Source organism: Robertmurraya kyonggiensis (genome assembly GCF_005116465.1).
Taxonomy (GTDB): Bacteria; Bacillota; Bacilli; order Bacillales; family Cytobacillaceae; genus Robertmurraya; species Robertmurraya kyonggiensis.
Window position 1 is genome coordinate 1,100,488 of sequence record NZ_SWBM01000001.1, and the last position, 22,824, is coordinate 1,123,311.

At 36.9% G+C, this 22,824-nt stretch carries 26 protein-coding genes; 25 read left to right on the plus strand and 1 reads right to left on the minus strand.

Annotated elements, in window-relative coordinates:
- Nucleotides 1-87 precede the first annotated feature (87 nt).
- From FA727_RS05625 to FA727_RS05690, 14 genes are all read left to right on the plus strand, one after another.
- Nucleotides 88-870, plus strand: coding sequence for a lipid II flippase Amj family protein (locus FA727_RS05625; protein ID WP_136829778.1), 783 nt, complete (start codon nt 88-90; stop codon nt 868-870).
- Between the two features lie 64 nt (nt 871-934).
- On the plus strand, nt 935-1,789 hold the full coding sequence (locus tag FA727_RS05630) for a serine/threonine-protein kinase (protein WP_246041715.1): 855 nt from the start codon (nt 935-937) through the stop codon (nt 1,787-1,789).
- 12 nt (nt 1,790-1,801) lie between these two features.
- Nucleotides 1,802-2,278, plus strand: coding sequence for a hypothetical protein (locus FA727_RS05635; protein ID WP_136829780.1), 477 nt, complete (start codon nt 1,802-1,804; stop codon nt 2,276-2,278).
- Between the two features lie 77 nt (nt 2,279-2,355).
- On the plus strand, nt 2,356-2,877 hold the full coding sequence (locus tag FA727_RS05640; RefSeq protein WP_136829782.1) for a GNAT family N-acetyltransferase: 522 nt from the start codon (nt 2,356-2,358) through the stop codon (nt 2,875-2,877).
- A 22-nt stretch (nt 2,878-2,899) separates the two neighbouring features.
- A complete protein-coding gene (locus FA727_RS05645; RefSeq protein ID WP_136829784.1) occupies nt 2,900-3,913 on the plus strand; it encodes a S66 family peptidase in 1,014 nt (337 codons plus the stop codon).
- Nucleotides 3,914-3,953: 40 nt separating this feature from the next.
- On the plus strand, nt 3,954-4,529 hold the full coding sequence (locus FA727_RS05650; protein WP_136829786.1) for a histidine phosphatase family protein: 576 nt from the start codon (nt 3,954-3,956) through the stop codon (nt 4,527-4,529).
- 195 nt (nt 4,530-4,724) lie between these two features.
- The gene (locus FA727_RS05655) at nt 4,725-5,597 is read left to right on the plus strand and encodes a YitT family protein (protein WP_136829788.1); all 873 of its coding nucleotides are present in this window, start codon (nt 4,725-4,727) and stop codon (nt 5,595-5,597) included.
- A 277-nt stretch (nt 5,598-5,874) separates the two neighbouring features.
- Complete coding sequence (locus FA727_RS05660) at nt 5,875-6,252, plus strand: GntR family transcriptional regulator (RefSeq protein WP_136829790.1); 378 nt, start codon at nt 5,875-5,877, stop codon at nt 6,250-6,252.
- Nucleotides 6,249-6,938: an ABC transporter ATP-binding protein gene (locus tag FA727_RS05665; protein ID WP_136829792.1), complete on the plus strand. Its 690-nt coding sequence runs from the start codon at nt 6,249-6,251 to the stop codon at nt 6,936-6,938. Before FA727_RS05660 ends, FA727_RS05665 begins: the two co-directional genes overlap by 4 nt.
- Nucleotides 6,935-7,765, plus strand: coding sequence for a hypothetical protein (locus FA727_RS05670; RefSeq protein WP_136829794.1), 831 nt, complete (start codon nt 6,935-6,937; stop codon nt 7,763-7,765). The genes FA727_RS05665 and FA727_RS05670 overlap by 4 nt, the downstream gene beginning before the upstream one ends.
- A gap of 13 nt (nt 7,766-7,778) precedes the next feature.
- Entirely contained in the window at nt 7,779-8,963 is a 1,185-nt protein-coding gene (locus tag FA727_RS05675; RefSeq protein ID WP_136829796.1) for a hypothetical protein, read from the plus strand.
- 67 nt (nt 8,964-9,030) lie between these two features.
- On the plus strand, nt 9,031-9,528 hold the full coding sequence (locus tag FA727_RS05680; protein WP_136829798.1) for an RNA polymerase sigma factor: 498 nt from the start codon (nt 9,031-9,033) through the stop codon (nt 9,526-9,528).
- A gap of 136 nt (nt 9,529-9,664) precedes the next feature.
- Entirely contained in the window at nt 9,665-11,191 is a 1,527-nt protein-coding gene (locus FA727_RS05685) for an ATP-binding protein (protein WP_136829800.1), read from the plus strand.
- A gap of 98 nt (nt 11,192-11,289) precedes the next feature.
- The gene (locus FA727_RS05690) at nt 11,290-11,961 is read left to right on the plus strand and encodes a GNAT family N-acetyltransferase (RefSeq protein WP_136829802.1); all 672 of its coding nucleotides are present in this window, start codon (nt 11,290-11,292) and stop codon (nt 11,959-11,961) included.
- Nucleotides 11,962-12,000: 39 nt separating this feature from the next.
- Here the strand turns inward: FA727_RS05690 and FA727_RS05695 are convergent, their stop codons facing one another.
- Nucleotides 12,001-12,708: a DNA alkylation repair protein gene (locus tag FA727_RS05695; protein ID WP_136829804.1), complete on the minus strand. Its 708-nt coding sequence runs from the start codon at nt 12,706-12,708 to the stop codon at nt 12,001-12,003.
- Between the two features lie 164 nt (nt 12,709-12,872).
- On the opposite strand from FA727_RS05695, the gene FA727_RS05700 reads away from it, so the two are divergent.
- The 11 genes from FA727_RS05700 (at nt 12,873) to galT (ending at nt 22,745) form a co-directional block, all read left to right on the plus strand.
- Nucleotides 12,873-13,133 carry an alpha/beta-type small acid-soluble spore protein gene (locus FA727_RS05700; RefSeq protein WP_136829806.1) on the plus strand — a complete coding sequence of 87 codons (261 nt, stop codon included), beginning with the start codon at nt 12,873-12,875 and terminating at the stop codon, nt 13,131-13,133.
- 158 nt (nt 13,134-13,291) lie between these two features.
- The gene (locus FA727_RS05705) at nt 13,292-13,876 is read left to right on the plus strand and encodes a DsbA family oxidoreductase (RefSeq protein ID WP_136829808.1); all 585 of its coding nucleotides are present in this window, start codon (nt 13,292-13,294) and stop codon (nt 13,874-13,876) included.
- 124 nt (nt 13,877-14,000) lie between these two features.
- Nucleotides 14,001-15,161, plus strand: a complete 1,161-nt coding sequence (locus tag FA727_RS05710; RefSeq protein WP_136829809.1) for a DUF4317 domain-containing protein — start codon at nt 14,001-14,003, stop codon at nt 15,159-15,161.
- 129 nt (nt 15,162-15,290) lie between these two features.
- Nucleotides 15,291-15,677, plus strand: coding sequence for an SLAP domain-containing protein (locus FA727_RS05715; protein ID WP_136829811.1), 387 nt, complete (start codon nt 15,291-15,293; stop codon nt 15,675-15,677).
- Nucleotides 15,678-15,805: 128 nt separating this feature from the next.
- The gene (locus tag FA727_RS05720; protein WP_136829813.1) at nt 15,806-16,174 is read left to right on the plus strand and encodes an iron chaperone; all 369 of its coding nucleotides are present in this window, start codon (nt 15,806-15,808) and stop codon (nt 16,172-16,174) included.
- A 28-nt stretch (nt 16,175-16,202) separates the two neighbouring features.
- Nucleotides 16,203-16,856: a DUF1801 domain-containing protein gene (locus FA727_RS05725; RefSeq protein WP_136829815.1), complete on the plus strand. Its 654-nt coding sequence runs from the start codon at nt 16,203-16,205 to the stop codon at nt 16,854-16,856.
- Nucleotides 16,857-17,064: 208 nt separating this feature from the next.
- On the plus strand, nt 17,065-18,345 hold the full coding sequence (locus FA727_RS05730) for a hypothetical protein (protein ID WP_136829817.1): 1,281 nt from the start codon (nt 17,065-17,067) through the stop codon (nt 18,343-18,345).
- A 25-nt stretch (nt 18,346-18,370) separates the two neighbouring features.
- Nucleotides 18,371-18,952: a hypothetical protein gene (locus tag FA727_RS05735; protein WP_136829819.1), complete on the plus strand. Its 582-nt coding sequence runs from the start codon at nt 18,371-18,373 to the stop codon at nt 18,950-18,952.
- Nucleotides 18,953-19,071: 119 nt separating this feature from the next.
- Nucleotides 19,072-20,253 (plus strand): galactokinase, encoded by a 1,182-nt coding sequence (locus FA727_RS05740; RefSeq protein ID WP_136829821.1) that lies wholly within the window; start codon nt 19,072-19,074, stop codon nt 20,251-20,253.
- Between the two features lie 2 nt (nt 20,254-20,255).
- Nucleotides 20,256-21,245, plus strand: coding sequence for a UDP-glucose 4-epimerase GalE (gene galE / locus FA727_RS05745; RefSeq protein ID WP_136829823.1), 990 nt, complete (start codon nt 20,256-20,258; stop codon nt 21,243-21,245).
- A gap of 9 nt (nt 21,246-21,254) precedes the next feature.
- A complete protein-coding gene (gene galT / locus FA727_RS05750) occupies nt 21,255-22,745 on the plus strand; it encodes a UDP-glucose--hexose-1-phosphate uridylyltransferase (protein WP_136829825.1) in 1,491 nt (496 codons plus the stop codon).
- Nucleotides 22,746-22,824: the final 79 nt, after the last annotated feature.

Below are 22,824 nucleotides of genomic sequence, written 5' to 3' on the forward strand. Positions count from 1 at the left end.
ACTTACTTTTCGTTGATATTTTTCCATTGAAAAAATCGAATTGAAACATAAACACTCGATTTTCGTCTAATAGTAGAGGTGATTTAGATGTTATTCAGTCTTATGGGGCTGACATTGGTGATCCATTTAGTCGATACACTGGCGTATTCTGTTCGACTCAATTCGGTAAAAAGTGGAAAGTTTGCGCTATCGATGTCTCTATTTAATATATTTGTGCTTGTTTCGAGAACTGCCAATATGTTTCAAGCGCCACTGATTGGTGGACTCATTGGTATTAGTATTGCAAAAGGAATCGACCCTCAAAATGATATTCGATGGGTTATTCTTTCATCGACAATAGGTACGATTTTGGGAATTGTGTTAATACCAACCTTTTTAAAAATATTTTCTAAAGCGGTCGATCGACTAGAAGTAAAAGGTTCAGTTCCATCAATCGTAGTTGAGGCGCTGAGCATTTCCAATATAAAACGAATCGTAAAAAACACTACGAAACCAAGAAAAATGATGTTTCGTAGCTTAAGATATCGCGAAATTCCGAAACGACTTTTATTATTAAACACAATGATAACCGCCATTTATACAATCGGTGTGCTATCGGCTTATTACGCTGCATTTTTTATAGATGAGGAATACCGTTTAGCAGCTTCGGCATCGTCTGGTATGATTAATGGGATAGCGACAATTCTTTTAACATTATTAGTAGACCCGCAGTCCGCAATTATCACGGATCAAGCCATACGCGATAAGCGTCCTTATGGGGATGTTAAAGCACTGGTCATCTTGTTAATCGGAACGAAACTACTCGGTACACTAATTGGACTACTCTTAATTTATCCAGCCGCAATCATTATTGCTCGATTTTATTCTTAAAAAGGATTTCGGGTTGTATTTGTTGAATTCATTATCGGAACCAAGAATTTGGGGGGTACAAGTATTGCACATTATCAATTTGGATAAAGTTTCATTCCAATTAAGAGAGAACCGCAATTTTAAATGGTTAACGGATTTAGGTGAAGTATTCACGGTTTTTGATGAGCAAGATTCAGGAAATCTATGTTTTGGGATTGAAAAGGATGGGCTTAAGAAATTCGTGAAGTTTGCTGGTGCAAGGACCATGGAATATCAAGGTGAACCTGAGGATGCGGTTTTACGTTTGAAGGATTCAGTTTCTACATATGAGAAGTTACAACACAAGTACTTGATAAAATTACTAGATTATTTTGAGGTAGATAACGGCTTTGCGATTATTTTCGAATGGTTTGATGGGGAATGTCTACATTCACATTGGTCATTTCCTCCACCACATAAGTACACGCATCCCGATTCTCCTTTCTATCGGTACAGACAGTTATCAATGTATCAACGGTTAGAATCCTTTAAACATATCTTGGAGTTCCATGTTCATGTGGAAAAGAAGGGGTACGTAGCAATTGATTTTTATGACGGAAGTATTCTTTATGATTTTAAGAATAATTTGACAAAGATATGCGATATCGATTTCTATCAAGAAAAACCTTTCATTAACACAATGGGGAGACTTTGGGGTGCAGAAAGATCAATGTCTCCAGAGGAATTCGAATTTGGAGCGCAGATTGACGAAAGAACCAATGTATTCAATATGGGCTCCATCGCTTTTGGATTATTTGGTGGAGAGCTAGATCATTCTTTTGAAAAATGGGATGCAAGTTTAGAACTCTATAATGTAGTTATGAAGGCAGCTCAAAAAGATAGAAATGATCGATATGCTTCAGTAGAGGATTTTTATCATGCTTGGCTCACAGTCGTGTAATAAGGAGAAACAATGAATTTATTTAATGAATTTCTTACTATTGCAAAAACCCTTAATAAGGAATTGAGTATTATCCCAGTTTTATATGGCTCTTTGCGCCTGGAACGAGTGACGAAGGTTGAATTTTCACCACAAGACATCGATGTTCTAGTACCGTACATTTTTTTAAAAGAGATATGGGAGGCTCTAAAATCAACAATTGAAGGTTTAGGCTATGAATTGACTGATTTGCAAGAACATGAATTTAAGAAAGATAACTTTAAAGTTGGGATTGCTTATATAGAGGACTTGAAACCTTTTGCGGATGTGGACTACACCAATTTAGTGAAAAATGATAACGATGGTGGAGTGTATTATAGGCTCTCTATTTCGGATTATAGAAAGGTGTATAGTAAGTCTTTACTCGGTGGATACCGACGTAATAAATATAATAATAAAGACAAGAGAAAATTAGATTTCTTAAATGAATTAGAACAAAAAGGACATTAATCTTCCGAGATTATGTCCTTTTTTATTGAATTGTGTTATTATTGGAAAAAATTTCGAAAGCGAAGTAGGTGAGCATGATGATTATTAGAAAGGCAAATTTATCGGATGCAAAGGGTATTGCCAGAGTACATGTTGATAGCTGGCGTAGTACCTATAAAAATATCATTCCAGATGAATTCCTCAAGAAATTATCCTACGTACAACGAACGGACTTATGGAATTGCAATATTAAAAAAGAGGGTAATTACGTATTTGTCGCAGAAAATGAAGAGGGAAAAATCGTTGGATTTGCTGACTGTGGAAAAAGAGAAACCAATCATGTTAAACAGTCCGGGGACTTAACCTCCATTTATATTCTTGAAGAGTACCAAGGAAGGGGTACAGGAAAACAACTCATGAAACAGCTCTTTCTTCAATTTGAAGAACTTGGCTATCAACGAGTTTTTGTGGAAGTATTAGAGGATAACAAAACACGATATTTTTATGAGAATTATGGTGCAAAATTGAAGGAAACCCAGCGGATAACTTTTGCTGGTGAAGAATTGAATCTACTAGTCTACGAGTGGAATAACATTAATGAGGTGCTTACAAAGCTTTGATTTAATCAGTGGAGGTAATATTATGATTAGATACCCAATTTTCGAAAAAGATGCAACGATTGGAGTAACTGCTCCGTCATCAGGTGTCCAGAGTCAGTTACATGGAATTGTAAATGAGGCAATCAATCGATTACAAGAACAAGGATTCAACGTGATTTGTGGAGAAACAGTGTGGACGCAGAAGAAAGCAAAGTCGGCTCCTGCAAAAGTACGAGCGGCAGAACTGAATCAAATGATGGCAGATGAAAATATCGATTTGATTATTCCGCCTTGGGGTGGAGAACTTCTTATTGAGATTTTAGAATACCTAGATTTTGATCATATACAGAATAAGTGGATACTAGGCTATTCCGATACGAGTTTGCTCATGTTAGCAATTACATTAAAAACAGGTATTGCTACTGCGCATGGTACGAACTTAGCCGACTTGAGAGGAGAGTATTCTGATGAAACCACAACCATGTGGAAGTCCGTTTTATCTACTAAAAAGAACGAGTCTATTGTCCAACACTCATCAGATAAGTATCAAAAGGAATGGCAGCATGATACTCCATCACCTTGTGTTTTTCATTTGACTGAAGAAACAAATTGGAAAACAGTAGATGGAAATAAAGTTCAAATACAGGGCCGATTACTTGGTGGCTGTGTTGATGTGATTCGTCATCTAGTTGGTACACCTTATGGAGATGTACGAACATTTTCAGAGAAGTTCATAGAAGGTGAACCTATTATTTGGTATCTCGAAAATTGTGAGTTATCCACGACAGACTTGCGCAGGTCCCTCGTTCAAATGAAATTGGCAGGTTGGTTTGAAAATTGTAGTGGAATCATGTTTGGGCGTAGTCCAGCGAATATGCCAGTCGATAATTATACGGTGGAAGATGTCTATCAGGATCTAGCAGAAGAGCTTAAAATCTCAATCATCTATGATATTGATTGCGGACATGTACCCCCTCAAATTACGTTAGTTAATGGAGCCTTTGCAGAAGTTGAAGTGGAGAGTGGCAAGGGAAGGATATTGCAGACGTTTTGTTGAATATATTCTATTTGTTTTGTACTAAGGAGTGATAACAGCTATGACAACAATTTGCTTAGTTCGCCATGGTGAAACGGATTGGAATGCATTAGGGATGATACAAGGGAAAACGGATATTCCTTTAAATCAAAAGGGAATCAAACAGGCAAAAGAATGTGGTGTGTTTTTAAAGTCTGATACATGGGATGTAATTGTGACGAGTCCATTAACTAGAGCGAAGCAAACTGCTGAAATTATAAGTAGTTTTATAGATAAGCCCACGTTTGAAATGGCAGAATTCATTGAAAGGGACTATGGGGACGCTGAAGGAATGACGGCTGAAGAAAGAATGAAGACCTTCCCAGATAAGAAATATCCAAACCAAGAAGAAAGGACATCACTGACAAAAAGGATTATGAGTGGTTTGAAACAAATTAAGCAGAAATGGGAAGGAAAGAGAGTTATTGTCGTTGCACATGGAGCTGTGATTAATGCAATATTGGCAGAAATATCTAATGAAGAAATCGGCTCTAGTATAACAAGACTAAGAAATGCTTGTTTGAATCATATCGAACATGCTGATGAAACATGGAACGTAGTGGACTTCAATATAGTTTCTCATCTTACTGAAGGATAATGGTTTACCTATAAAACTAGTTTGAAATGGCTGATTATAGTAAAAACAGGAGGCTGGCTTTTTTTGATGTGTTTTTGTATCTTCATTTGAAATAATTCTCTTATATATTATTATTTTAAAATTACTTGCTCAATAATTATTTCTTGTTATTATGGTAAAATTTAATACTACAGATGATTTGAAGAGAGGTATTTGATGAGAAACATAAAAAAACAGAAGCCTATAAAACTAAAATTGATTTTGAGAGGAATACTAGTCATCCTCGGAGGATTCATTACAGCATATGGACTAGAAACTGTTTTAATCCCAAATAGTGTATCTGATGGAGGCGTGACTGGTCTCAGTATCGTGGGATCACAATTATTTGGTGTGCCATTAGGCGTTCTAATCGCAGTTCTTAACTTACCATTTATCTGGTTAGGATATAAACAAATCGGAAAAAGTTTCGCCATGTTTTCGATTATTGGGATAGCTTCATTAGCAGTTGGAACAAGTGTGATGCATCATACCCCAGCCATTATTGAAGGGGATACATTGTTAGTTACCGTTGTGGGTGGTATTATCCTTGGTATTGGAATGGGGATAGCCTTGCGAAATGGCGGTGCATTAGATGGAATTGATATGCTTGCCGTGTTACTTTCTCGAAAATTACCTTTTGGGACAAGTGACTTCATTCTTTTCCTAAACGTATTTGTGTTTATTGTTGTTTCAAGTGTTTTCGGTCTTCAAGGGGCTATACTTTCGGCCATTGCTTACTTTATTGCTTCCAAAGTTATACATATTGTTGAAGAAGGTTTAAGTGGTTCGAAGATGTTTCAAATTATCACAACTCAACCTGAATTAATGGTAGAGACAATTCGCGATCGTTTAGGCCGAAGTGCAACATATAAGCAAGCATATGGCGGTTTTACCCACGAGAAATTTGTAGAGATTACATGTGTCATCAATCGACTAGAAGAAACGAAATTGAAGGAAATTATCAATGAGATTGACCCAAAATGTTTTGTTACCGTATATGATGTAGCAGAAGTGAAGGGCGGAAATTTCAGAAAGAATGATATTCATTAAACATATAAAGAAGCTTGCACTCCAATTTAAAGGAGTGCTTCATTTTTGTACTTTGAATCCTTTGTGAAAAGTTTGGTTGACACTTCCTGTGTATTAAATATATAATACAGTCAGAAGGTGTATTATGTGTTTAATACATATTTTTGTACACGGTGTATTAAGTGTGTGATACACGTTATTTTATGCATTAGGTGTATTAACTGTTTAATACATATCATTTTATACTAGGTGTATTATCTACTTGATACAGAAATTATGCTTTTTAGGAGTTGGACCGATGAATGTGAAATTTAATAACCGGGACCCTGTCTATGTGCAAGTCATTCGACATTTTAAGGAACAGATTGCAACAGGAATATTCGAACCAGGTCAAGAGATTCCATCTAGAAGGGAACTAGCAAATCAGCTGAAGATTAATCCGAATACGGCTCAACGGGCGTATAAAGAAATGGAGGAACAAGGCTTGATTTTTACAGAGGGGAATTTGCCAAGTCGTATTACTAATGATGAAAAAGTATTCCAACAGGTGCGCGAAGAACTGATTTTAGAAGCAGTCGGTGCGTTTGTTGATTCGATCCGAACTATTAATGTTCCTCTAAATGAAGTGTTGCATTTAGTAGAGCAAAATTATCACAAAAAGGGGGATTCGCAGTGATTGAAGTAAAAAACGTTGCCAAGAAATTTGGCCGAAAGAAAGTGTTAAAAGACGTTTCTTTTACCGCTGAAAAAGGGAAGATTACTTGTTTAATTGGAATAAATGGAGTCGGAAAAACAACGATACTAAAAGCAATTATGGGACTAACACCTTATGAGAGTGGTGAAATTCTTATTAATGGTGAAAAAATCCATCCAGCTACATATGAAAAAATCACATTTATCCCAGATACGATTACGATGTTACCGAATATGAAAATTCGTGAGGCATTTACGTTCATGGTTGATTTTTATGACAGCTGGAATTCAGAACGCGCTAGTGAACTTTTGAAGTTCTTCAGATTGAACGAAGATGACCGAATTTCTGAGCTATCGAAAGGGAATACAGCAAAAGTGAATCTCATTCTTGGACTAGCATTGGATGTGGACTATGTCTTAATGGACGAGCCTTTCTCAGGGATTGACATCTTTAGCCGCGAGCAAATTGCCGATGTGTTTACGAGTCATTTGATTGAGGACCGTGGGGTTATCATTACGACACATGAAATCAATGATATTGAACATTTAATCGACAAAGCTGTGTTACTTGATAATGGCGTGATTTTAAAAGAATTCGATACAGAAGAAGTCCGAGAAAATGAAGGCAAGTCTGTGATTGATGTGATGAGAGAGGTGTACCAGGCATGAACCGTTATATGAAACTTGTCAATTTCGAGTTTAATCGATTTATTAAACTATATTTTGTTCTAATTGCCTTTACGATTGTTGTGCAGCTGAGTGGAGTGGTTGTTAAATCAAAATCTTATTTAAACGGGGCGAATGAAGCGATCAAAGAGTCTATGCTGACAAAAAGTGAATATGTAATCCAATATGGACCAATGTCCTTCATAGACATTTCAATGTCTCCATGGATTATGGGACCAATTGCATTGTGTGCGATTACGTTAGTCATTTATGTTTTCTTTATTTGGTATCGAGATTGGGTAGGTAAAAACACGTTTAGTTATCGTTTGTTTATGTTACCTACCGCACGACTGAATATTTACCTTGCAAAAGCAACAACGATTCTACTATTCGTTTTAGGTCTAATCGCCTTACAATTAGTATTGCTCCCTATAGAGAATCAGATTTTTAAATGGATGGTTGAGGATGTGTACCGTATAGACCTCTCCGTTCTGGAAATCGCCAATCAATATTATTTAAATCTATTGTTCCCGAAAAATATTCTCGAATTTATTCTCTTCTACGGAGCTGGAATGACAGCAGTTACGATGGTTTTTACAGCCATACTGTTCGAACGCTCTTATCGAATAAAAGGTATTTTCTATGGAATTGTTTACTGTGCCGTATCTATACTAATCTTTCTTGCACCATTGTTACTACAAGCTTCACTTCTAGAAAACTATTTTTATCCAATGGAGTTATTATTTCTTGAAATTGCTGCATGCGTCATTGTGTTAGCTGGAGCCATTTGGATAGGGAATTTGCTAATAAAGAATAAAGTTAGGGTGTAATGGAGGAATAGAGATGAAACGATATTGGAAAATATTATTACTTTCAATAATTACGCTAGTCGTGATTGGGAGCTTCTATATACAAGCAAGTCTTGCAGCGAAAAACACAGTTCAATTAAAACTTGAAAAAAGAAGCGGTAATGAGGAAGAGCTAAAAGGTTTGTCCATTCATGGGGACTATGGGTCAGGAAATCTAACACAGTCTTTTGTACATGAAGCAGATGGCGAAACGAGAATATTGAGTGGTCTTTCTTTAATTGAAGAGTTTACAACATCTTATACCGTTCCTGTTATAGATAAATTGATCGAAGAACATCGGAGTTTTATGCGCGGAAAGGATTTATCTCCAAACTACTTTTTCGAAAATGAAAGTCTTGTCGTCTATGCTGGTGTAAAAAGAGATTATAAATATAACTCTATCGATTTTTCGTTTGATATTGATGTTTTAGACAAAAAATCAAACGAAGTAAAAAGCATACCATTAGATTTATCTGATACGGAAACTTATGGTTGGTATGATGTTATTGATGTTGGGGTAGTTGATGGTCAACTCAAACTCATTACACGGTCTAGTCTAGTAATCGGTGGTGAGGAAGTAAATGTATACACATTCGATATTGAAAAAGAAAAACTCCTTGGCACCGAAAAGCTAATATCTACAATTACGAAGGATAATAGCTGGACGGAATTAAGTATAATCAGCAATTCTTCTTCTATTGAACAAGAAAAGTATATTTTGTTTACAACAGAAATCCTAAAGGATATCGAAAAAGACGGGAATTATGTACAAGAAGCAACTGGACACGAAGTACAAGTGTACAACATAGAAACGAATCAGTTGAAAAAGATAGATGTTCGGGATGAACTATTTAATTCTATCTATTGGTCTACCATAGTGGATTCCAAATTATATATTTCTACACCTATGGAAAAAGGAATCGAAGTAATTCAATATGATATCGAAACGGACAAATGGGGCGAAAAGAGTATTATCGACTTACCAAAGTATAAAAATGGCTATGAATCTATTTACACAACTTTAATGAATGGGAAGATTTATGCCTCTTATTTAACAGATGATGGACATGAATTATATATCGGGGATTTAAGGACAGGTAAATCCTTATATGAAGGAAAAATAAAAGTGAGCAACAATCCGAATAAAACAGAAGCGCTCTACATCCATTATATAGAGTAAGAAGAACAGGGAATAAGAGTCGTGTGTGCACCTTATTCCTATATCATGATAGGTTTTGGTGGTTAAAATGATAGATAATATACAGGAAACACAGTTTGATACCATTGTCCAAATGTACAGTCCAGAGCTCAAAAAGCTTGCGTGGAGTTTTACGATGGACCCATATCTTGCAGAAGATATTGTTCAAGAGGTGATGTTAAAATGCTACCTACACCAAGAACAATTAGAAGGACTTCGTTCCGTAAGAGCATGGCTGTATACGATTACGAAGAATCAATGTAAGGATTATTTGAGAGGAAGCTATCATCAAAGAGTAACGCCAACTTGTGAATTCTTTTTAGCTAATCAAGTCACACCAGAATCAGAAATGCTGGGTAAACAAAGCTGTAATGAGGTTTATGAACAAATTGAAAGTCTCCCAGTTATCTATCAGGAAGTGCTATATTTGTCATGTGTTAAAGATTTGAAAATGAAGGAAATTCAGCAACATTTAGATATCAATATTTCGACAGTGAAAACTAGACTCTTTCGGGCGAAGCATTTGCTGAAAGCTGCTATGAATTAAACGATGACCGCGACTATTTGTCGTGGTCTTTATTAATATTTTGTCAGAAATTGTCCCACGAATAATTTTTAGAAAAAAAGGAATTTAGGGAAATATGTCAAAATATATAGGTAAAAATACTTAAATGAGGGATTGGATGGACAAACAGATTGAGTTTATTGCTGCGAGGATTAAGGGACTGAACCATGAAGTAATGCGAATCCTTGAACACGACAATGTTATCGACAACGGCTGTTGTAAGGAATTAGACATCTCAGAAGAAGCATTGGAACAATTATTCATTCATATCGGTGACTTTCTCATTTATCAAGACGACATTCGTAAAAATGATCTCATTCGTTTTGTAGAAGGGTTTGGACCAAAATTAATTCATTCTAGAGTTCCTCTGGATCAATTGATTGATTTTGTTTATCTTACTCGTTTTTCCATTCTCAATCTATTTGAAGCAGAATTACAAAATGAACCCATTTCGGTTCGTTGCTATCACCATGTGATGAAAATCATCGAAACGGTGTACCAGATCATTACGAGGAAATTATTAGAAATGTATAATGATGAAATGTCATTTATTAAAGACGCGTTAGCAGAGTCAAACGAGAATTTAAAAATGACACTCCGTGAGCTTGCAGACTTTGAAAGAGCATTAAACGAAGCGACCATTTTCGCCATTACTGACCATGAAGACAGAATACTCTATGCAAATGAAAATTTGTGTGATTTATATAAATATGCGATTGATGAATTAATAGGGGAAAAACATGAAATGTTTTCCTCTCGTTTTCATCCTCCTTCATTCTTTCATAACGTATGGCAAACAATAGAAAGCGGAGAGGTGTGGAAAGGGGAAATTCTCAATCAGGCGAAAGACGGAACAAAGTATTGGCTTGATACAACGATCATTCCGTTTGTGGATGGGAATGGAAAAAGATATAAGCATATTTCTATTCAATACGACATCACGGAAAAGCGAAATACGGAAGAGACGTTACGAAAAATGGAGAAGCTTGGGATGATCGGGGAATTGGCTGCCGGAATTGCTCATGAGATAAGAAATCCGTTAACGACGATTCGTGGATTTGTCCAGTTGATGAATGAAAAGCAAATTGCTTCGCAGTATGGAGATACGATATTAGATGAAATCGATCGGATAAATTTTATTGTTAGTGAATTTATGATCCTCGCAAAACCACATGAAATTCAATTTAGTGATTGTCATTTAACTAGTATTCTGAGAAGCGTGATAAAATTTTTGGAACCAGAAGCTTTACTTCGAAATGTGAACATAGAATATGAATTTCCGAGTGAGGAAGTCTATATTTCTGGTGAAAAAAATCAGCTAAAACAAGTCTTTCTAAACCTGATTAAGAATTCGATTGAGGCCATGCCATCGGGTGGTAAGATTACTGTAGTGGTAGAAAAAAGCGATACGATGATTTCCATTACGATCAAGGATGAAGGAGTTGGAATGGAAACGGAGCAGGTGCAAAAACTTGGAGAGCCATTTTTTACAACAAAGCAAAATGGCAATGGATTAGGTCTGATGGTCAGTTATAAGATCATTCAAAACCATAAGGGGACGATTCAGGTTAGTAGTGAATTGAACGAGGGAACAACATTTCATATTTCGTTTAAGAATCCTGTTAGGAATAAGGTGAAGGCATGATGTATAGCAGGTGATCATGGGAAAAAACATATAATTATGTATTTTGAGTCTTAACCCTATATAATGATGATCTAAACAGAGTGGGAGGTAGAATGAAAATGGAATACATAAGAATTACGAATATAATCGATCCTTTGTTTGTACAGATGCATGAATTAATGAAGGATATTTTTCCGCCAGAGGAAGTATTAGAATTCGAATTGTGGGCGGAGCCGTTAGAAGACCCGGGAATCCGTGTATTTGTAGCTGTCCATGAAGGAAAGGTTGTTGGTGCTACTGAATATCGTTATTACAAGGACTTCAATGTCGCTATGACAGATTTCACGATTATTGGACAAGCAGGTCTTGGAATTGGTCCATTTTTAGCGAATAAAAGAGCGGATGATTTGAAAGCTCTTGCTGAAGAACATGGGAAAGAGCTATTTGGGATGTTTGCAGAAATTTATGACCCATATCGTGTTGAGCACTATGAGTTCGGAGGGGTAAAACCGATGGACCCTTATGTTCGTCGCGAAGTCTTGTCTCATTTGGGCTATCGTCGTTTAGATTTCCCATATGTGCATCCTTCTTGGAACAATGATGGGGAAGCGGTTGAAGGGTTGGATTTATCTTTCTTAACAATCGATCCAGAAGTTAAGGAAATCGACGCTGAATTGATAGTGAAATTTTTAAAGAGATATTATACGGTATTATCTAACAAGCCTTTGAAATGGCTTGAAATGATTGACAGTTTGGAAGCAAAAGAAACGGTTGAATTGAAGCCATTTTAATAAGAGAAAGACCTTCCTGATATGGGAAGGTCTTTTCATTTAGCATCTTACATATTTACGTTTGAAACCAAGAATTCCTCGGTCGAGATCCTTTTGAATTCTTTCGAAAACGACTGAGACAGTCGGCTTTTTCTTACCTTTTTTAATCTCGACTGAGCCAATCGCTTTCGCAGTTTCAATTGCCTTATCATGCAGTGGTACGTACGAGATTGCTACCGTATAAACGAAGTTATTCATTGCAGACTTAACATTGTCTGGTTGATCATGAATCGTATTTTTAACTTGGTCAAGCATCTTTGAAAGCTTGTCTGTATCAAACTCAGAGTCTTTTCGGTTACCAAGAAGCCAGCAGTAGCAACTCCAGCCACCTGACATTCGTAGTTCTTCACCAGATGCAATCCACTTATCCGCAACCTGTTGGGCAATATCAGCTTCTGCTAGGGTAACAGCTACCACATAGTCAGACAGCATAAAAAAGTAAGCACCATCCATCCAACGATCAAAATCTTCTTCAGTCATTGCCTTTGGGTCGGCGATGACCCCAGCAAAATACATCGCATCGTAGTTTCCAGTCGCGTACAGTTCCTCAGCTAATGCTTGATCTTTCTTAATGATCTTCCTCATTGGCTTCATAGCACCAGTAGCTACACCGAATAAAGGCTCCTCTGCGCCATTGCCTATGTACATTTTCTTCAATCTTTCCTTGCCAAGAGATTCTAGTTCTTGCATTACTGCAGCGAAATCCATTGAATTGCACATCCTTTCAATCTAAATCTAGAACGTATATTCGTTATCGTATCATATTTTAAGTATGAAATAAACATATAGTAGAATTCAGGATTCTTTAATTTCAAATCCTAACATGAATTTCGTTATTTTAGAAAAAATAAGGATAAGGAGGGATGCCAACGATGGCACGTAAAAGACGAAATCGCATTCTAGTTCCAGAAGCAAGAGCTGGACTTGACCAACTGAAAGCAAAAGTAGCTGGTACAAACAATCCTGACCAAGCCAAATTTGAAGCTGCCAAGGAAGTGGGAGTACCTTTAGAGGACGGTTATAACGGTAGATTGACATCAGTTGAAGCTGGAAAAGTAGGAGGCAGATTAGGAGGCAATATGGTGAAGGAACTTGTGAAAATGGCGCAGGAGAATTTGAGTAAGAATAGGTAACTAGTTTGAGGCAGCATGAATTCGGCACTTCTAATGGTCCAAGCACATTTCGTGTAAAATTCAAGAACACCCCGTATACTATTTAGGAATAACGAATAGGGGGTACATACATGCTACAGATCGAAATGTGGACGGATTTTGCTTGACCGTTTTGCTATATTGGCAAAAAGCGTCTGGATGACGCTATTAAACAGATAAATGCTCCAGTCGAGGTAACGTATCGTTGCTTCCAATTGGACCCAACAATGGGAACAGATATAAAGGAAAATATGCATGAACTTTTAGCGAAAAAATATGGCATGAGTATTGAGCAAGCAGTAGCTAGTAATCAAAACATGACAAAATTGGCGAAGGAAGTCGGGCTCGATTACCATATGGATACGCTTATTTTAACGAATACCTTTGATGCCCATCGTCTCACAATGTTTGCGAAAACGAAAGGCTTAATGGCTGAAATGACTGAGCGTATTTTACACGCCTATTTTACTGAGTCTAAGCATATTGGTGAACATGAGACGTTAATAGAGTTGGCAGTAGAGGTAGGTTTAAATCGTGAAGAAGTTGCATACATGCTGGCTAGCGATGCAATGACCGATGAAGTACGTGCGGATCAGCGATTAGCTCAACAATACGGAATTAGAGCAGTCCCATTTTTCCTACTAAATAAGAAATATGCTCTTACTGGTGCACAACCAACTGATGTAATGATTCAAGCACTTGAAAAAGTGTTGGCAGAGCAATAATGTCAAAAGAACTATTTTCTTAGGAAGATAGTTCTTTTTTCTATGGGTATGAAACTCAATGAATAATCAAGTATTACATAAATTATTTTAAACAAGTATAATCGGATCTGGGAGTTGAGATAAAATGAATAAAGAGACAATCGTAAATATCCGAAAGCAATTTAAACTTAACAGCAAATACATGCAAATTCGTGACATCTTCAACGTTTATGTAAAAAAAGAAACTGGCGAAATTTACACGCACGTTAGCCAACATTTTGATATGTTAGAAAAAGAGGCGCAGGAGTTATTTTTAGCCAATTTTAAAAAGGTACTAACTGGTCAGCTTGATACGAAATTATTTGAGCTGAAATTCACTCCGGACGTCGAGAACAGCACGCAATCCATTCTTTATGATGGCCTACAATTTGAATTCTTAGATGACTGGAAAGAGTCGATGCTACAAATCGTCGAGAAAATGTTTAAGGTTTCCGTTTATGAATTTGACACAGTTGTTACTTTCATTCGCGGAGAATACCAGAAACCAGCGAGAAAGCGTGATCCTGAATCAGAAGAAGGCGGAGATGATGAAGTTTATACAAGCCAGTTCGTTTTCTGTAGCCTAAATAAAACGGATCAACCAAAGAAATCGCTAACTTTTGATTATATTGAGAGAGAATTCAAACCTAATACCAATCTTGATCCAATCATCAATTTAACCGCACCGTTAGCAGGATTTATGTTCCCAGCTTTCAGCGAAAATGCTGCGGATGTGAATCATATTTTATACAGTGCTGCAAAATCGAATCAACCGGACTATCGTTTTATTGAGGATGTCTTAAATTGTGAAGAGATCATTACAGCAGAGGAAGACAAGGCGACATTCGAAATTATTTTACAAAAAGTAATTGGTGACGAAGTGGACACGGAAATTATCTCGAATGTGTATGAAGAAATCGATAAAATCGTTCAGGTTCATGAAGAAAACCATGAACCTGAAGAGCCAAGACTCGATTACAAGGACGTCGAACGAATCCTGACGGTAAGCGGTGTTGAAAATGTGGACACGGAAAAAGTAGAGTTCGCCTTCAAAGACATCATTGATGACGAAACTCGTGAATTCAAAGCTACAAACCTTGTTCCGAAAAAGATTAAAATCAACACGCACGTGGCAGACCTTTCCATTAATCCGAAGGAAATGAAGAAGGTCAAGTACATCATGTTCAACGGGAAAAAGTGTCTATTACTTGAAATCGATGAAGACGTGTTGTTGGAAGGCTTCAAGCTAGAAACAGTGGAATTATAATAGTTGACTTAGGCATATCAATTAAATTGGTATGCCTTTTTGCATTTGTTCCTGTCCATATAGAAGATATGTTTTCTAGCCATTGGACAAACTTGTGATACACTAAACTTATTAAAGGTGGTTTTAGTGATGCAGCAATTACAATTCGAACCGTCTTGGGACAAAGCCTTATCAGCTCAAGATCGAATAGAAATCGAAAAAATATTTAATGATACAAAACATCTTAACAATTCTAAAATAGTGTTCTCTCCGCTACAGGAAGCATTTAATCATAATCATGATTTCCTTGTGACGGTTTTGGTGCACAATTTTACGAGCATGCCGTTCTCATTTCAGAACATTCGATTACGGTACAGTATTGAGGGCGAGCAAGTCGCAGAACACATATTTCATTTAGCCAAATTGACAGTTCCAGTTCAAGTTAGTATGCCTTGGACGTTTATTTTTCCGAAGGAAAGTTACTTAACAAAGAATGCAATTGTAAATGGACGATTAGAAGTAGTGGAGAATGTCTAGCCTAGTAAATATAGTATTTTTACTATCTAATTATAGTGCAAATGTAGTAAATATACCCTTAGAAAACCTACTTAATTGTGTAAAAAAATTTTTCCCATCTACCGAATCTTTTTTCAGGAGGTAATGACATGGAAACATTAGAAGACTATTTAGCAGGGATTGACACCCCATCACATCATGAGCGATTAGAAGAAATATTTAATTGGATATCAGAGAAATTCCCAAATTTGAAATCTGAAATCAAATGGAACACGCCGATGTTTACTGATCATGGTACATTTATTCTTGGGATTTCCACAGCGAAACAACATATCAGCGTTGCACCTGAAGAAGTTACAATGATACGGTTTGCTGAGGATATTGCACAAGCTGGTTATAGTGCTACAAATGGTATGTTTCGAATTAAGTGGAAAGACCAGGTGAATTACGAACTGCTTGAGAAAATGATTGCATTTAATATTGAAGATAAAGCCGATTATACAAATTTTTGGCGATAAATGAAGAATGGAAGAGGAGTATTACTAAATGACGAATAGTAAAACAAATCCGAAGGTTGAAGAATTTTTAAGTAAGGCGACAACGTGGAAGGATGAATTTGTAAAGCTCAGACAGATTGTTCGCCATTGTGACCTAACAGAAGATTTTAAGTGGATGCATCCTTGTTACACCTTGGATAATAAAAATATTGTCTTAATCCATGGGTTCAAAGAATACTGTGCACTGCTTTTTCACAAAGGTGCATTGTTGAAGGACCCTCAAGGAATTCTCATTCAACAAACGGAAAATGTACAGTCGGCACGTCAAATTCGGTTTACTAGTTTAGAAGAAATCATCGAGATGGAAGCTGTTATTAAAGACTATATAAAACAAGCTATTGAAGTTGAAAAAGCTGGTTTGAAGGTTGAAATGAAAGAGAAGGAAGATGTCGACTTCCCTGAAGAATTGGAGCATAAATTCGAAGAAATGCCAGAATTGAAAACGGCGTTTGAGGCTTTAACGGTTGGACGAAGAAACGCTTATATTTACCATTTTAATCAAGCAAAACAATCTAAAACACGTACCACTAGGATTGAGAAATATGTGCCGAAAATCCTCGCTGGTAAGGGCATCAACGATTGCACTTGTGGTCACTCAAAAAGGTTTCCGAACTGTGATGGTTCGCATAAGAACTTTGAATAAGATAATGAATAGAAGCGTACCGAACAGCTTTTTGCTGAAAGGTATGCTTTTTTATTTGGCATGAATATGTTGCCATTTTAGTAAACTTTTCTGTGGAACAAGATTGAAGAAAAGGTAATATTCAGCAAATGGGTCCCTTCAATGCAGGAATATTGGTCATTTTTGAAGAAGTATATATTAGTAAAATAATCGAAAGAGGTTCGATGGATTGAAATTTTTTAAGAAAATACTATTTGTAATACTCATTGTAAGCGTATTTGTTGTGACACGGTTATTGATTCAAGATGTAAAACCCTTATTTAAGAATCTCGTGAATGAAACGATCGCAAATCCACTGGACAAAGATTTTCTCACCGAGGAATTCGAAGGATTGACTATCAGATATGAAAAAGATGATTATGCTACAGTTGAAACGATTAAAACTCTCTATCCAGACGCCAAAGAAGAGTTAGACAAACTGTACGGAAGTCATTCAGATGAATTAACGATTGTCGTTTATGCGAAATTAGAAGATTTTAATGCTGCTTCGGATTCTGAAATTTTAGGTGGGTATTATACGCCAATTAATGACTCCATCCATTTGAAAAGCGAAGAAGTAGTTGGGGACTTTGAATTAGAGGATACCTTTTTTCATGAATATGCTCATTATAGAACGAACCGTTACATAGATGAGCATGGAATATTGGAAGAAGACTTGCCTCAATGGTTTAATGAGGGAATATCAGAAGTGATAGCAAAAAAAAATACATCTGTAGATAAAGATTCATTAGAAACAATTGATTTTAAAGAACTAGATTCGAATACCTTATTTTTAAAAGGTAGGCAAGGAAATATTGATCCATATCTTCAAAGCTATTTCACAGTGAATGAGCTAGTACATCAATTTGGACCAGAGATTGTCCCTAAAGTATTGTTGGCTTTAAAAGATAGTGATATTTATAAGGCGCTGGATGACCTAACTGGCACTAGTAGCGAAGAATTACTAAGCAATTCTTTAGATAGAAGCGAACAAATTAATGATTTATTAGAAAAAGCTAGTGAATATGCAGTTAATGGGGCTTATAAAGAGACAACAAATATTTATCAAGAAATTCTACGCATAGAACCCAATAACTACATTGCTAATACTAGCTTGTCACACTTTTTAGTGAAACAATATAAATTCACGGATGCAGTGAGTCAATTAACAAATATGGAAGTTCTAGAATCATTTGACCTGCAATTGTTAGCTGAGTTGTCACTTCTAAGTGATTTGAATGACTCTCTGAAGTATATGGAAATGTCCGAGGAGAAAAATAAAACCAAATTTACTGATAATAGCTCTACATCTCCATTTGTAGATGCTATCCGGAATAATATCGACGATCCTGTTAGTGCGTATCTTCAATTATTTAAAGAGAATTTGATTACTTATAAAGAAATCGAATCACAAGTAAAGGTAAATCTCAAAAAAATGTACCCAGATGATTCGCGAGTACAAAATCTTTAAAGGCGAATTTACACAGGGAGCTAGAATGAATAATACATTACAAATGCGAATAGACCCGTCTTATACCTTGAATTTTTTGATTTATATCCAAAATGCATATCTCAACAAAAGTAATGAGAACCTAAAATTTCCTTACATTCCAACAAACATTGAATTTCATAAAGACTTCGAGAGGAACTACAAAGAGATTTGGCTTGAAGTCTCTAAACGAATTTCAGAGAATCCAAATAATGATCAAATTATTTTCACTAAAGAAAAACCTTTATTTTTTCACGGATTATTTGCTGAAGATGAATATACTCTAAATCGATATAATGAACTCTACTTATCCTTTAGAGTATGGTGGGACAGTTTCGCTGGACATTTTTCCGTAGAAAAAGCAATTGATGAAAAAGTACATAAGATGTATACAGAACTAGCGGATTTACTTTTAGAAAAGAAGATTAAACCTGAAAAATCATTAAACATCTCTTTGATTTATGATGAGTGTATATTGCTTGAGCTAGAACCAGACTCATATTTTGCAGTGATTTCGTTAAGCGATTGCATTGTGAATAACAAACAGCTAATCCGGAGATTATTATTGAGTTTCCATAAAAACGCTTAGGGTTATAAAATCCTAAGCGTTTTATTAATTTTAGTTAAAGTTTTACTAAAATTCATTGACTGCTTTTACTTAAGGTTCTACAATAGAATTAAATCGATCACTTATTGGGGGTACACAGCATGGAAATCAATCAACTCGTCAAAACATTTCAAACACTGTTTAATGTAAACGAATACAAGTCCTTCTTTGCACCAGGAAGAATCAACCTAATCGGGGAACATACTGACTACAATGGCGGGCACGTTTTCCCAGCATCCATCACCAAAGGAACATATGCAATAGCAGGAAAGCGCCCGGATACGAAAATCAGAATGTACTCGATGAACTTTGCTGAGCTTGGTGTAATCGAATTCGACCTTAACAACCTAGACTACAATAAGGACCATGATTGGGCGAACTATCCGAAGGGAATGCTTCGATATCTAATAGAAAAAGGTTTTTCGATTCCTACAGGTGTGGACGTTCTGTTTTACGGCAATATTCCAAATGGTGCTGGACTTTCGTCATCAGCTTCAATTGAACTGGTTTCCGGAGTGATGTTTGAGAACCTATTCGAATTAACGATTGACCGAGTGGAGCTCGTGAAAATTGGCCAGCAGGTGGAAAATCATTTTATCGGTGTCAACAGTGGCATTATGGACCAATTTGCGATTGGAATGGGGAAAGAGAATGCAGGTATTTTCCTAGATTGTGAGACATTGAAATATGAATATGCACCACTTGATTTGCAGGACCGTCTCATTTTAATTATGAATACGAACAAACGTCGTGAGCTTGCTGATTCAAAATATAATGAGAGACGAAGTGAATGTGAAGAGGCACTAAAGCTACTACAGCAGACCCTTGATATTGAAGCGCTTGGTCAAGTAACGTCTGAAACATTTGAACAACATAAGCATCTGATCGCGAATGAAATTTTACTAAGGCGTGCAAAACACGCAGTGTATGAAAATGAACGAACGATCCAAGCGCTAGCTGCGCTAAAAGCTGGCAATCTAAATGAGTTTGGCCAACTTTTAAACGAATCCCATCGCTCACTACGAGATGATTATGAAGTAACGGGGATTGAGTTGGATACACTAGCAGAAGCAGCTTGGGCACAAGATGGTGTTCTAGGTGCACGAATGACAGGCGCAGGATTTGGTGGTTGTGCGATTGCGCTTGTTGAAAAGAATAAAGTTGAAACGGTAATCCGCGCAATCGATAAAATATATGAAGAAACAATTGGATACAAAGCTTCCTTTTATGATGTAAGCATTGGTGATGGAGCACGAGAACTAAAACAATTGGAGAGGTGTTAAACATGAGTATTTTAGTTTTAGGTGGAGCAGGTTATGTTGGGTCACATGCAGTCTATCAATTAATTGATGCAGGAAATGATGTTGTCGTTGTCGATAATTTGCAACAAGGACACGAAGCAGCGATACACCCAAAAGCAAAGTTTTACAAAGGCGATATTCGTGACCGTGCCTTTTTACAATCCGTTTTTGAAAAAGAAACGATTGACGCTGTGATTCATTTTGCTGCTAATTCATTAGTTGGAGTATCAATGGAAACGCCACTCGAGTACTACGACAACAATGTTTTCGGAACTCAAGTCGTTTTAGAAACGATGAAAGCCAACAATGTGAAGTACATCGTGTTCTCATCTACAGCAGCAACGTATGGAGAGCCTAAGCAAGTGCCAATTACCGAGGATATGCCAACTGTTCCGACGAATACTTACGGGGAAACGAAGCTGGCGATGGAAAAAATGATGAAGTGGACTGAAATTGCACACGGAATCAAGTACGTGTCACTCCGTTACTTTAACGTGGCGGGTGCTAGAAAAACGGGTGAAATTGGTGAGGACCATAATCCAGAAACTCATCTCATTCCTGTTGTTTTACAAGCAGCTATTGGAACGCGTGAATTCATTACAATCTTTGGAGAAGATTACGATACGCAAGATGGCACTTGTATCCGTGACTACATCCATGTTGAAGACTTAATTGATGCGCATATTCTTGCCTTAAAATACCTCCAAAACGGCGGGGACAGTAACATTTTTAATCTAGGAAGCAATAGTGGTTTTTCTGTAAAAGAAATCGTAGAAACGGCAAAAGAGGTTACACAACGTGAAATTCCAGTGAAAATCGGTGAACGTAGAGCCGGGGACCCAAGCACGTTAATTGCTTCTTCTACTAAGGCAAAGGAAGTCTTAGGTTGGGAGCCGAAACTTACATCAATTCAAGACATTATTAAGGATGCGTGGAACTGGCATGTCAACCACCCAAATGGGTATGAAAGCTGAGGGAATCGTATGAACGTTCATGACATCGTACAACAGATAACATTTCATGCCGTCAGAGTACAATTAATCGAGCAAGGAGACTTGATTTACGTAAGGAATCAAATCCTCTCCTTGCTAGGTTTGGAGAGTTTTGAGCCGACTGACTCGGCTTTCGTTGAAAAAGATATTCCTACACTTGTTGAGAACCTAGTATACTTTGCGATTTCGAATGGCAATTGTGATGATTATTTTGATGCAAAAGAGATTTTTGCAAGCAAGATTATGAATACGATGATGCCATTGCCATCTACTGTTTCTGGACGTTTTTATGAGCTTTATAAAAATGATCCCGTTGCTGCGACAAGTTATTTCTATGAATTAAGTAAAAATAGCAACTATATTCAAATGAAACGAATCGAAAAGAAAATTGAATATAATGTTGAGACGGAATACGGCGAACTCGATATAACGATTAATCTTTCGAAGCCAGAAAAAGACCCGAAGCAAATTGCATTAGAACGAGCTACGAAATCAGAAGGAACGAAGTACCCACAATGTTTACTTTGCGTGGAGAATGAAGGCTATGCCGGACGAATCGGTCATCCTGCTCGTTCGAATCACCGCATTATTCCCGTTGAAGTTGCAGAGGAAAAGTGGTTTCTGCAGTATTCGCCCTATGTGTACTATAATGAGCATTGCATTTTGCTTTGCGAAGAGCATTGCGACATGAAGATTAGTAGAGACACTTTCGCAAGAATATTAGGCTTTGTAGAGCGGTTTCCTCATTATTTTATCGGTTCGAATGCGGATATACCAATTGTAGGTGGCTCGATTTTGAGTCATGACCATTACCAAGGTGGTAACTATGAATTTGCAATGGCGAAAGCAGAGGATGAATATAAGTTCGAATGGATTCGCTTTCCAGAAGTACAATTTTCAAAGGTGAAATGGCCGATGTCTGTGCTTCGCTTGAGAAGTAAAGATATAAGTGAATTAGTTGAAGCGGGAGATGTGATTTTACAGGCGTGGAAAAAATACAGTGACCCTGACGTAGGTATTTTCGCTTTTTCTGAGGACACACCACATAATACGATTACGCCAATCGGGCGAAAAAGTAATGGCCAATACGAGCTGGACCTCGTCTTACGAAATAATCGCACAAACGATGAGCATCCACTAGGAATCTTTCATCCTCATGAAGATGTTCATCATATCAAGAAAGAAAATATTGGATTGATCGAGGTTATGGGGTTGGCAGTGTTACCAGCCAGACTTGAGACAGAGTTACTTGAGGTTGAACACTATATTCTGGATGAGCCAAACTCAATTGAACCAATGCATGAACCTTGGGCCGAGGAGTTAAAGCAGTCTTTTTCTGGAACCGGTGAAGATGTTCATGAGTTTGTAAAGCGCGAAGTTGGCAAGAAATTCCTCCGTGCATTAGAGGATGCAGGTGTGTTTAAAATTGATGAGAAGGGTCAAGCTGGTTTTAGAAGATTTATAGAACATCTTATCGGATGAATTGTTTGATTGACAGGATGTAACTGAGTTCTAGTATAGTTGTCAATCAAATGTAATTTGTCTGCCAAGATGTAGTCAG